Raw genomic sequence first — 13,016 nt, forward strand, 5'->3', positions numbered from 1 at the left:
TATAATGGAAGAAAAAAAATTTGATCTTAATTCAATCATTGGTTTTGTATTGATATTTGGAATTTTGGTTTGGATTATGTACCAAAACCAGCCTTCTGATAAAGAAATTGCTGCCGAAAAAGCCAAGAAAGAATTAGTTGCCAAACAAGAGGCACAAGCAAAAGGTAATAAAACTAAAACAGCTGTTTTGCCAGTTGCTGCAACAACTCCCGGAGACACGGTTCAATTAGCGCAATTGCAAAAAACATTAGGTGGTTTTGCTTATTCAGCTACACTTCCTTCTGCTAAAGAAGGCTTTACAACTATCGAAAACGATAAGATAAAACTAAAAATTGCTAACAAAGGTGGTTATATAGTTGAAGCTACTTTGAAAGAATTTAAGAGATTTGAGAAAAATTCCGGACAATTAGTAGAATTAATCAAAGACAATAATTCTAATTTAAACATTCAGTTACAAACGACAGATAACAGAACTTTAAATTCTAAAGATCTGTATTTTGAGCCAACGCTTACTAAAAACGGTACAGATCAGATATTGACTATGCGTTTGAAAGCTGGTGCTAACGAATTTTTAGAATATAAGTATGTATTAAAATCGAATGAATATTTGGTTGGTTTTGATATTCGTTCTCAAGGATTGAATAAAGTTTTGAATTCTTCTAAACCATTAGATTTACAATGGGATTTAAGAACTTTCAGAAATGAGAAAAGTATCTCTTATGAGAATCGTTATGCTGAAATTTATTACAGCTATCAGGATGGGAAAGAAAGTTATGTAGGTCAAGGTGCTCTTAAAGAAGAAACTCCTGAAAAAGTAGATTATGTTGCTTTTAAACAACATTTTTTCACTACAATTTTACAAACTAATACTTCTTTTGAAAAAGCACATTTGGTTTCTGAGAACTTAGTAAAAGATGAAAAAATTGATACTATTTTTACGAAACAATTTAAAGCAAATGTTCCTTTAGCATTTACTAATGGGGAAGTTGACTATAAAATGAGTTGGTATTTTGGACCTGCTGATTATAAAGTATTAAAATCATACGATAAAAATTTCGAAAAAATTATTCCATTAGGTTGGGGAATTTTCGGATGGATCAACAAATGGATCTTTATTCCTTTGTTTGGATTTTTAGCTTCATTTATTCCTTACGGAATTGCGATTATCATCTTTACGATTATCATCAAAATTGCTATGTCGCCAATTACGTATAAATCATTCCTGTCTCAGGCAAAAATGAAAGTTTTACGTCCGGAGATTACAGAGTTGGGAGAAAAATTCAAAAAAGACCCGATGAAGAAACAGCAGGAAACGATGAAATTGTACAACAAAGCAGGGGTAAACCCAATGGCAGGATGTATTCCGGCATTGATTCAGCTTCCGTTTATGTATGCGTCATTCCAGTTCTTCCCGTCGGCTTTTGAGTTAAGACAAAAAAGTTTCCTTTGGGCAGACGATTTATCTTCTTTTGATGCTGTTGTAAAATTACCATTCCACATTCCTTTGTATGGAGATCACATCAGTTTGTTCCCAATTTTGGCAGCAATAGCAATTTTCTTCTATATGAAAATGACTTCGGGAGATCAGCAAATGGCAGCGCCTCAACAAGAAGGTATGCCGGATATGGCAAAAATGATGAAAATCATGATTTATGTTTCGCCATTGATGATGTTAATTTTCTTTAATAGTTACGGTGCAGGTTTGAGTTTGTATAACTTTATTTCCAACTTAATCACAATCGGAATTATGTTTGTAATCAAAAATTATATTGTTGATACAGATAAAATTCACGCTCAGATTCAGGAGAATAAATTAAAAGAGCCTAAAAAGCAAAGTAAGTTTCAGCAACGTCTTCAGGAAGTGATGGAACAACAGGAAGCTGCAAAAAAACAGAATAAAAAATAATAAGTTATTTATAAAAAAAAATCTCGATTCGTCGGGATTTTTTTATTTTTGAAATATACTTTATTAAAGTGAATTTCGTTAAAGCTTAAAATTGAATTACAATGATTTATAAAAAAATAATAGTCGGACTACTTTTTTTAAACGCGGTTCTGGTATCTGCACAGGATTTTAATAAAACAGATGCTAACGGAAAAAAAGATGGTGTTTGGAAAGGTACTTACGAAGTTTCTAAACGTCCGCGTTATGAAGGAACTTTCGATCACGGAAAAGAAACCGGTGTATTCAAGTTTTTTGATGATACTAAAAAAGGTGATGTTGTAGCAACACGCGATTTTACTGCTAATGACGGAAGTTCGTATACTATTTTTTATGATCAGAATAAAAATAAAGTAAGCGAAGGAAAAGAAATTGGTAAATCCCGTGAAGGAGAGTGGAAGTACTATCATAAAGCTTCAAAAGCGCTTATGACACTTGAAAACTATAAAAACGGCAAATTACAAGGTTTAAGAACCGTGTATTATCCGAACTCGAAAATTGCCGAAGAAACAAACTACGTAAATGGTTCGAAAGAAGGAATCTATAAAAAATACGGACAAAATGGAACTCTTTTAGAACAAACGACCTATAAAAATAATGAATACAACGGCGAAGCTGTTTTTTACGACGCAGATGGAGTTGTAGCATCAAAAGGAAAATTTGTAAACGGAAAAAAAGCAAACATGTGGCAGTTTTACTTAAAAGGTAAATTAACCAAAGAAGTCAACATGAGCGATCCAAAAAGTAGTTATCAGGTAGATTCTAAACCTAAAATGAATTAGATTTTTTATTTATAAACTTATTTTTTAATTTAAATACTTAAGTTTATGGCCTAAATATTAAAATCTATGAAACTTAAAACTTTACTATTATTTTTATTTATCTCAAGTGCTTATGCACAAAATCAGTCTGATGCAGAAAAACTAATAAATGAAGGTGTTGTCCTTCATGATAAAGGGGACTACAGCGCGGCAATTGATAAATATAGTAAAGCTTTAGAAGTAGATAAAGACAATTTGCTCGCATTATCTGAAAAAGCCATGTCACTAAACTCGGCAGGTAAGTATGTTGAATGTATAGAGGTTTCTAAACATGCTATTTTAACCCATTCGAACGAAGATCTTAAGAATGTATATGTTAGTTATGCTAATGCATTAGATCATCTTAAAAAGACTGATGAGGCACTAGCTATTTATCAGGAAGGAATTCAGAAATATCCAAATTATTATCAATTACAGTTTAATAAAGGAATCTGCTATACTAATAGTAATAGATATAATGAAGCAATTCTTTGTTTTCAAAAATCTCTTCTTATTAATCCCAGACATGCGGGTTCTTTAAATGCTATTGGAATTCTGGAAATGAAAGATAATAGAATTCCTGCAATCCTGGCTTTTTCAAGATTTTTAATAGTGGAACCTCAAACATCGCGATCTACGAAGAACCTTGAAAATATAAAAAAATTATTGGCACAGGGAATTCAACAAACTGGTAAAAAATCGATCACAATAAATATTAATTCTAATGTGCTATCTGATTCTACCAGTTCAAAGAAAGAAAATGATTTTTCACAAGCAGATTTGATTCTGTCAATGGCTTCAGGTTTAGATTTTGATAAAAAAAATGCTAAAAAAACTGAAGTTGAAAATTTTATCAGAAAGTTTGAAGTTATTTGTTCTTCACTTCAAGAGACAAAAAATGATAATTTTGGTTTTTACTGGGAAAATTTTGCGCCCTATTTTATAGAAATGAAAAATAAAAAATTCATTGAGGCCTTTGCTTATATCGCATATGTTGATTCAGGTAGTGAAGATGTTGCGAAATGGCATAAAAAAAATCAATCTGAATTAGATAAGTTTTATAATTGGTCTAAAGATTATAATTGGAAAAATTAATAGATAATATATTTTAGGTTAAAAAAAAGCTGGCAAGATCAATTGGTGAAAATTCGTGCAATTCGTGGTAAACTTTTTTCTAAATTTGATTGACTAATATTTTGATTCAATGGATTTAAGCGAACTTTCAGGAAGATTTCTTTTATTGTTTTTCTCAATTCTGGTTTTGTATTTTTTTTCTAACAGAAAAGATAACGAAACCATAAATCCGTTGATGGTTATTGTTGGTCTTTGCACGTTTTCGCTTTGTTATTTATTTACCAAAATTGAAATAGGAGTGGGGATTGGATTTGGATTATTTGCGATTTTCTCCATATTAAGATTTAGGACACAATCATTTACTGTAAATGCTATCATTTTTCTCTTCGCAACGATTACACTTTCGATTTTAGATATCATGTATCCGTATGAAAAGATTGAAGTATTATTGTTTTTTCAATTAATTATTATCGGATTTTATATTGCTGCTTCTATTTTGGTCAGTAAAAAAATATCTAAATATTTGAATGTGGTTGATGTGAAGATTCCTTTAGAAGGCGACTTTTCTTTAAACAATCAAAATATTAGAAAAACTATTCAGCAAAAAATAAACGTAGAAGATTTTGATTTTAAAATTGTTCTGATCAATACAGTTTCTAATGAAATTGATCTTTTAGTTTACTACTAATTATTCGTTGAAAGGTCTAGCCTGCTTGATGTATAAATCCCTGTTTTCGCCTACAATTTTAAATTCAATATCAACGGGATGAAAGCGGTTTTTTTTCCAGTAACGATACATCTTAGCTTCGATTTTTTGGCTTACAAGAAAAAGCCGGCTCATTTCTTTACGGCTCAATAGAGGTTCGTTATTATTTAAATTAGAATTCGAAGTATAGTCGACATCAAAATCGTCATCATCAGTTCCCATATTAAAATGATACGCCACAAATTGCTCGCAGACTTCTCCTTTTTCTGGTTTTACAACTGAGTTTTCTCCTTTTTGAATGTTCACCGTAATACCCGGAAAGTTTTTACGGAAAATATTTTTCGTAATTATCACACCATTAGCAAGCTCATCGGGAAAAGAACGATGTACTAAAACTCCCATAGCAATATTTTTTTGATCAATACCAAAAAGTTCTCTTTCCCCATAAGAAGCATCATTCCAAACACTGGCCCAGACTTGTTTAATCGCTTTTTCGAAGGTTTTTATACTATCACCTACAATTCCGGTTTTTGAATCGTATAAACCGGCTCCATTAAAATCATCTAAATCTTCGGCATTGGTCGAGGAGCGAAATCTGAAGTTTTTAAAGGACGCATTTTTAAAAGTCTCATTTAGTTTTGCAATTAATTGAGGATTAATAGGTTCTTTTTTTATCGCATCCCTGATTTTTTTCAATTGTTGTTTTACCCATACAGCAGAATCTTTATGCGTATTCGCTAAAAGTTCATTAATCAAAGGCGAAATCGATTTGCTTTGAACATGTTTTATATAAAAATAAAAAGGAATTGCATGCGCATTTTCCGGTGTTTTGAATTGGATATCTTTAGAAATTGCAATTAAATACGCTAGGTTTTGTGCTTTTGAACCAATATAATTAATTCCGTTTTTAGGTATTTTACTTAAATCGACAATAGTAGTTATAGTGGTATCAATAGTGAGCTTTTTCTTTTTTGTATTAGTTTTTTGCGTTATTTTTTTATTGGTTTCTTTGACGAAAAAGGTATCAATTTCAATTTTTAGTTCAACTTTTTTACCCATTAATTTTTTAAGGTTATTGTCTTTTAAAGCATTGGTATAAGCCATAATCGGAATCTTTCTGTTTTTGCCCAAAAGCACCAGATGGCTTAACGGAGTCTGAAGTTCGTTTACAATTATCCCTCTTACGTTAGGCAAAATATCAGGCGTTCCGTCTACAATTATAATTTCGTCAGAATTTGGTTTTGTACTTTCGAGATCTTTCAGTTTGTATTGTTTCAGGATTCCGACATTATTTCCGGAAACGACTTCCTGATAGGTTATTTCATTAAAAATAAAATCAGATTTCACGCACGGAATTTTAAATTTATTCTGTTGAAACCATTCCATTTTTTCAGGATTATTCAAATAGAATTTCAAATTAGGACCTATAAAAGTCGATTGCACGATTAAATTATAAAATCGTTCAATCAGAGCAATTGGCATATGATCTGAAGCGGCCAATTCGAAAATCCATTTGTCGGTTCCTTTAATATGGTTTAGGTTACCTAATAAAAAGGTTCTGTTTTTATCTGTGTCACTGTAATTCTCATTATTGAAAATTTCGACATCCTGACTGTAGCTTAAGTAGTTGGTGACAAAATCATAATGTAGCGGAATCAAAGTACTATCGAAGTAGTACATTTTTTGTTTTTTTAGATCATAGACAATTTTTACCGATTCGATATTCGAAAATTTATCTGATAACGGTTTGCCTCTAAAGGCTTTATAAGCTTCATAATTAGACAAAGTAGCGCTATATCTTTGTGCGCTCAAAGAAGTTATGATAAATAAGAAAATAAAGCTACAGAGGTATCTTTGCATAAAATTTTTATTGATCATTAAAAGTAATTAAAAAAAGCAATAAGTTTTATCTACCACGTCATTATATAAACTAATCAAAACTACCGCTATTATCAAAAATAGGACTTATCTTTGCACCCTTGTAAAAATATAAACGATTTAGAATGAAACGTGTAGTTGTTGGACTTTCCGGTGGAGTAGATTCGAGTGTTGCTGCTTATTTATTGCAACAGCAAGGATACGAAGTTATTGGCCTTTTTATGAAAAACTGGCATGATGATTCGGTTACTATTTCTAATGAATGTCCTTGGTTAGAAGATAGTAATGATGCTTTATTAGTAGCTGAAAAACTCGGAATACCGTTTCAAACTGTCGATTTAAGCGAAGAGTACAAAGAAAAAATCGTTGATTATATGTTCAACGAATACGAAAAAGGGAGAACTCCAAATCCTGATGTACTTTGTAATCGCGAGATCAAATTTGATGTTTTCATGAAAATTGCTTTAAGTCTTGGTGCAGATTATGTAGCGACAGGACATTATTGTCAAAAAAATGAAATTGAAGTTGACGGTAAACCAGTTTATCAATTGATTGCCGGTGCTGACAACAACAAAGATCAATCGTATTTTTTATGTCAATTGTCGCAAGATCAGTTGGCGAAATCTTTATTCCCAATTGGAGCTTTAACAAAACCTGAAGTGCGTGAAATCGCTGCTGAAATGGACTTGGTAACTGCCGAAAAGAAAGATTCACAAGGACTATGTTTCATCGGGAAAGTTCGTTTACCGGAATTCCTGCAACAAAAATTGCAGCCAAAAGAGGGTAAAATTGTTCAGATCGATAAAAATGATCCTATTTATGCTATCGAAAAACCTGACGGATTATCATTGCAGGAAGAATTAAAATTAGAAGCCAGAAAGCGCGATTATCTGCCAACAATGGGTAAAGTTGTTGGTAAGCACCAAGGCGCACATTATTTTACGGTAGGACAACGAAAAGGTTTGAATGTGGGTGGAACAACTGATCCGTTATTTATTATCGCTACAGACGTTGAAACCAATACTATTTATACAGGTCTAACAAGTCAACATCCAGGTTTGTTTAAAAAAGCGTTGTTTATCGAAAGATCTGAAGTACACTGGATTCGTACTGATCTGGCTTTACAAGTTGGTGAAACTATGGAAGTAATGGCAAGAATTCGTTACCGTCAGCCTTTGCAAAAAGCAACCTTACACCAATTCGAAGACGGAATGTACGTTCAATTTGAGGAGCCACAATCAGCAATTACTGAAGGTCAGTTTGCGGCTTGGTATTTCGATAATGAATTAGTTGGTTCGGGAGTAATTTCATAGCTTTATACTTTTTTACGAAGGTTTTGCCTTTTAAAAAAGTAAATTATGAAATACTATTTTACGTTTCTTTTATTGTTGGTTTCTTCTGTGATGTTTTCGCAAGAAGATGCGTGGATATATTTTAAGGACAAGCCAAGTGCGCAAACGTATTTAGATAATCCATTAACGATGCTTACGCAACGTGCGCTGGATCGAAGAACCAATCAAAATATTCCTTTAAATCTTACCGATGTTCCTTTAGAATTATCCTATATAAATCAGGTAAAAATAAATGCAGGAATTACTGTAATGGCACAATCGAAATGGTTGAATGCGCTGCATATTCGCGGAACTCAAACCAATATTTTGTCGCTAGAAGCATTATCATTTGTAGATAAAGTAGTCTTTGCGAATAAAAACCTCAATACGACATCTAAAAAAGTTTCAGAAAACCAGGTTGCTCAATCAAAAGAGAAGCTCAAAACAACGATTAACTATAACTACGGATCTTCTGCAAACCAGATTCAAATGCTCAATGGTCAGATTCTGCACCAGCAAAATTATGCAGGTTCAGGAAAAATAATAGCTGTTTTGGATGCTGGTTTTCCGGGTGTAAATACTGCCCAGCCTTTCAAAAAACTTATTGATAATAATCAAATTTTAGGTGGTTATGATTTTGTGAATAGAAGTGTTAATTTCTACACAGGTGATGATCATGGCACAATGGTGCTTTCGACTATGGGAGGTTATCAGGAAAATGCATTAATAGGCACTGCTCCTGATGCGTCTTATTACTTATTTATTACAGAATATGATCCTGCAGAAAATCCGGTAGAAGAATCATATTGGGTCGAAGCGGCCGAAGAAGCCGATCGTTTGGGAGTAGATATTATTACCACTTCATTAGGGTATTTTGAGTTTGATAATCCAAATTATAGCCATACATATAGCGATATGAATGGGACTACGAATTTTATTTCGCGTGGTGCAGAAATTGCCTTTAGCAAAGGAATAGTAGTAGTGGCTTCGGCAGGAAATGAAGGAAATGCTTCAGAGCCTCATATTGGAGGTCCGGCCGATGCGGTTTCTGTAATTACTGTTGGATCGGTTACAGCTTCAAAAACAAAATCTACTTTTAGTTCTATAGGGCCAAGTTATGACGGAAGAATTAAACCAGATGTTATGGCGCAGGGAACTGGTGCTGTTGTTTCAGGTACTACGGGAAATATTACTACTACAAATGGCACCTCATTTTCTTGCCCGATCCTAGCAGGAATGATAGCTTGTTTGTGGCAGGCTTATCCATCAAAAACAAATAAACAAATTAGGGAAATGGTGCTGCAATCTTCAGATCGATATACCACTCCTGATAATAATTATGGTTACGGAATTCCAAATTTCGGATCGACATTAGGTGTAGAAAATTACCAAACTTCACTTTCTGTTTTTTCTGTATTTCCTAATCCGGCGCAAACTATAGTTTCGTTTTTGTTTGAAAGCAGTATGGCTTCCGTTTCAGTTTACTCTGTTTTAGGGCAGAAAATAATTGAGAAACAAATTACCGATCAAAATCCTATTCTTTCTGTAGAAGCCTTAAAAAGCGGACTCTATTTTTATACTTTTGATGCTGATGGCTTACATAGAACAGGAAAAATAATCAAACAATAATAGCATTTTTTAATGAATAAAATTATACAGCTTTTCAATATAAAATATCCAATTATTCAAGGCGGAATGATTTGGAATAGTGGTTACAAATTAGCTTCGGCAGTGAGTAATGCTGGAGGTTTAGGATTAATTGGCGCCGGATCAATGTATCCGGAAGTGTTAAGGGAACATATCCAAAAATGTAAAAAAGCGACTGATAAACCGTTTGGGGTTAACATTCCGATGTTATATCCCAATATCGAAGAGATCATGAATATTGTGGTCGAAGAAGGGGTGAAAATTGTTTTTACTTCGGCAGGAAATCCTAAAACCTGGACTTCTTTTTTAAAGGAAAAAGGAATTACAGTTATACACGTGGTGAGTAGTAGCGTTTTTGCTTTAAAAGCACAAGAAGCCGGAGTTGACGCCATTGTTGCAGAAGGTTTTGAAGCAGGCGGGCACAATGGTCGTGATGAAACCACAACGCTGACTTTAATTCCGATGGTGAAAGAAAAAATCCAGATCCCGATTATTGCTGCCGGCGGAATTGCAACCGGACGCGGAATGCTTGCTACGATGATTTTAGGAGCAGATGGTGTTCAGGTAGGAAGCCGTTTTGCGGCATCGATAGAATCTTCATCACACAATAATTTCAAAGAAACGATAGTTAAGATAAAAGAAGGTGATACACAATTGACATTGAAAGAATTAGCTCCGGTTCGTTTGATTAAAAATAAGTTCTACAATGATATTCAGGAATTGTATGAAAAATGCCCATCCAAAGAAGATTTAGTACAGCTTTTAGGCAGAGCAAGAGCAAAAAAAGGAATGTTTGAAGGCGATCTTGAAGAAGGTGAACTCGAAATTGGACAAATTGCAGGATTAATTCATGAAATATTGCCTGTAGAAAAAATTATTCAACAAATGATCAACGAATTCGAAATTGCTCGTCAGGAAAAGGCTAAATTTGAGTTTTAATTATCTGCATCAAATACAATATGAATTCTATCCGCACCTATATATTACTATTATTTTTAGGACTTTGTTTGCAACAAGCTTACGGTCAGACTTATCAATTTAAAACTTCGGGATTTAGTGTTTTAGAAAAAAATGAAAGGGGAAAATGGGGCGAATGGTCAAATCTTGATCTGGTCAATTTATCAGTAGTTCTGGATACCAATAAACATAGAATTGTAGTATACTCGCAGGAAATACAGCTTTTTAAAATTCTGGATTACATCGAACGCGAAGAAAATGATACTGATATTGTGTATTCTTTTATGTGTAAAGATAATGACGGCAAAGAATGCAAACTTTCAATCATTACCCGCAAAAAGCAAGATTACCGTAAACAGCTTTATATAAACTATGATAATCATATTATTTTGTATAATATTTTTAGTGTTTAGCTAATCATTATTGCTGACTTTTTGTAAACTATGAAGATAAAAAACTACACTACACTTTTATTATTTTTTATTGTATCGTCTGTTTTGTCTCAACAATGGAAACAAAACTTCAAAGTTGTAGAGCCGATTAGGGCAGTAGATAACGGTTTTGGACTTTCGGTAGGAACTTATGATGGATATGCCGCTTACGGTGCTAATCAAGTTGATATTGGCGGTGTTGAAAATGCTGGTAAAGTATACGTAGCAAAACAAGACTGCGATGGATGGACGATGTATCAAGAGCTTTCACATCCTGATGCTAGGAATTATTGCGGCTTTGGATCCAGATTATCTATGAAAGATAAAATTCTAGCAATTGCAGGTTGTGATCCTGCTGTTTCTGACGGGAATGCAATCTATATGTATGAGAGAGATAGCAATGATCAATATATTTTCACCCAAAAAATACCAAGAATTGGAAATTCTTTAAATGACAATTTTGGATCTGAAATTGCTATTTCAGGAAATTTTATGGTAGTAGGGGCGTACTATAATAGTACTGATAGTAATTCTAATAATTATTTAGAATATTCCGGAGCGGCTTACATTTTTTTTAAAGGTGATGATGGTGTTTGGAGATTAGTGCAAAAAATTACAGCTAGTGACCGAAAAACAGGAGATAATTTTGGCAATTCTGTTGCTATTTATGAAAACACAATTGTTATTGGAGCCAATAGAGAAGGCTCTAATTGGGCAGGAGCAGCTTACGTATTTGAAAAAAATACAAATGCTAATACGTGGCGGGAAATTAAAAAAATAACAGCATACGATTTTAGAGGATTGCAGGACAGGTTTGGAGAGATTGTAAGAATTAATGAAAACGGAATTATGATCGCAGCCCCGGGTGACGATGATTATGATTCAATTTTAAGTGGAGACGGGGGCGGACCTTTAACGATGCTGGGTTCTGTATATATTTTCAGGAAAAATACAAACGCAGAATGGACAGGTCATCAGAAAATAAGAGCCGCAGATGGTTCTGCTAAAATTTTTAATTTTGGTAACAGAATGGAAATTTATAACGATCAGATAGCTGTGAGAACTACTGAATATGAGTATGATATCAACGGGAATTTATCAAAATCTTTTGGGCGTGTGTATATGTTTAAAAAAGATGCAGACAATGTCTGGGATGAGTATCAAACTGTGCAATCGAATATCAAACGTAATAGTGATTGGTTTGCTTGCTCAATTTCTTTATATAAAGATGATTTATTTATAGGAGCATTTTGGGATGCTTTAGATTCAAATGGTGAAAATTATGTGGGTTATGCTGGAGCGACATATATTTTTAACCCCTATGATTATTTAAATACACAAAAGCCAATATTAAATATTATTCCGGCTTTAACATCTTGTGCTGATTTAGGAAATGGTTTTTCTTCGGGTTTTGATGTGTCGGGAATTGAGAATGACTTAGTTCAAAATCCTAATAATTTTGTCTTCTCTTATAAGGATCAGTTAGGAAATCTTCTTCCGTCTCCTTTGCCAGCTAATTATGCGAATAAATATCCTTTTAATGAAATAATTAATGTTAAGGTTGAAAATAAAAATAATCCGGGTTGCTACGAAGAAACTAGTATTGAATTGAAAACTAAACTTGGATTTAGTTTGAATACAATTCCGGATTTTAATGAATGTGATTCTGATGGTACAGGTTATGCTACCTTCAATTTGTCGAAGATTAGTTCTTTTTTAGTTGTGAATCCATCCCTTTATAGTTTTGTATATTTTGATAAGAATGGAAATGATATTACTTATAAAATAAATGAAACCTATACGAATTCAACTAGAAATCATGAAGAAATAAGGGTTAGAGTTACAGATGTTAATACGTTATGTACAGTTAATTCTATGATACATTTGAATGTTTCTAATAATAGTTTAGATTGCGAATTAAAAGAAGATTATGTTATACCAAAGTTTTTTACGCCAAATGGAGATGGATACAATGACACTTGGGAAATTACGGGATTAGAAGACCAAAACTATAGCATCCATATTTTTGATAGATACGGTAAACTTGTGAAAATATTAGGAAAAAATGGCAGTTGGGATGGAAATTATAATCAAAAACCGTTGCCTTCTTCAGATTACTGGTTTCAATTGATATTAGAAAATGGCATCATAAAAAAAGGGCATTTCTCATTAAAGAGATAGAAAACAAACCCGACAGGTTTCAAAAAACTGTCGGGTTTGCTATATAAAAACTTAGTGTCTTAGTATCTC

At 33.1% G+C, this 13,016-nt stretch carries 10 protein-coding genes; 9 read left to right on the forward strand and 1 reads right to left on the reverse strand.

The features are described 5' to 3' along the window. Window positions 1–4: 4 nt before the first annotated feature. From yidC to IRZ78_RS04460, 4 genes are all read left to right on the forward strand, one after another. Window positions 5–1,906, forward strand: coding sequence for a membrane protein insertase YidC (gene yidC / locus IRZ78_RS04445; protein ID WP_194615373.1), 1,902 nt, complete (start codon window positions 5–7; stop codon window positions 1,904–1,906). Between the two features lie 101 nt (window positions 1,907–2,007). Continuing rightward, window positions 2,008–2,724, forward strand: coding sequence for a hypothetical protein (locus tag IRZ78_RS04450; RefSeq protein ID WP_194615374.1), 717 nt, complete (start codon window positions 2,008–2,010; stop codon window positions 2,722–2,724). 66 nt (window positions 2,725–2,790) lie between these two features. Further along, on the forward strand, window positions 2,791–3,837 hold the full coding sequence (locus IRZ78_RS04455; RefSeq protein WP_194615375.1) for a tetratricopeptide repeat protein: 1,047 nt from the start codon (window positions 2,791–2,793) through the stop codon (window positions 3,835–3,837). A gap of 109 nt (window positions 3,838–3,946) precedes the next feature. Beyond that, window positions 3,947–4,504, forward strand: a complete 558-nt coding sequence (locus IRZ78_RS04460) for a DUF4956 domain-containing protein (RefSeq protein WP_194615376.1) — start codon at window positions 3,947–3,949, stop codon at window positions 4,502–4,504. Here IRZ78_RS04460 and IRZ78_RS04465 read toward each other — a convergent pair whose 3' ends face one another. After that, window positions 4,505–6,382, reverse strand: a complete 1,878-nt coding sequence (locus tag IRZ78_RS04465; RefSeq protein WP_194615377.1) for a PEP/pyruvate-binding domain-containing protein — start codon at window positions 6,380–6,382, stop codon at window positions 4,505–4,507. 143 nt (window positions 6,383–6,525) lie between these two features. On the opposite strand from IRZ78_RS04465, the gene mnmA reads away from it, so the two are divergent. Genes mnmA through IRZ78_RS04490 form a run of 5 tightly spaced genes read left to right on the forward strand, consistent with a single transcriptional unit; the run spans window position 6,526 to window position 12,947 of the window. Continuing rightward, on the forward strand, window positions 6,526–7,713 hold the full coding sequence (gene mnmA, locus IRZ78_RS04470) for a tRNA 2-thiouridine(34) synthase MnmA (RefSeq protein ID WP_194615378.1): 1,188 nt from the start codon (window positions 6,526–6,528) through the stop codon (window positions 7,711–7,713). 45 nt (window positions 7,714–7,758) lie between these two features. Beyond that, window positions 7,759–9,360: a S8 family serine peptidase gene (locus tag IRZ78_RS04475; RefSeq protein WP_194615379.1), complete on the forward strand. Its 1,602-nt coding sequence runs from the start codon at window positions 7,759–7,761 to the stop codon at window positions 9,358–9,360. 12 nt (window positions 9,361–9,372) lie between these two features. Next, window positions 9,373–10,317 (forward strand): nitronate monooxygenase, encoded by a 945-nt coding sequence (locus tag IRZ78_RS04480; RefSeq protein ID WP_194615380.1) that lies wholly within the window; start codon window positions 9,373–9,375, stop codon window positions 10,315–10,317. 20 nt (window positions 10,318–10,337) lie between these two features. Beyond that, a complete protein-coding gene (locus IRZ78_RS04485; RefSeq protein WP_194615381.1) occupies window positions 10,338–10,748 on the forward strand; it encodes a hypothetical protein in 411 nt (136 codons plus the stop codon). Between the two features lie 30 nt (window positions 10,749–10,778). Further along, a complete protein-coding gene (locus IRZ78_RS04490; protein WP_194615382.1) occupies window positions 10,779–12,947 on the forward strand; it encodes a T9SS type B sorting domain-containing protein in 2,169 nt (722 codons plus the stop codon). Window positions 12,948–13,016: the final 69 nt, after the last annotated feature.

It is taken from the genome of Flavobacterium sp. CSZ (assembly GCF_015350725.1).
In the GTDB taxonomy this organism is placed as follows: domain Bacteria; phylum Bacteroidota; class Bacteroidia; order Flavobacteriales; family Flavobacteriaceae; genus Flavobacterium.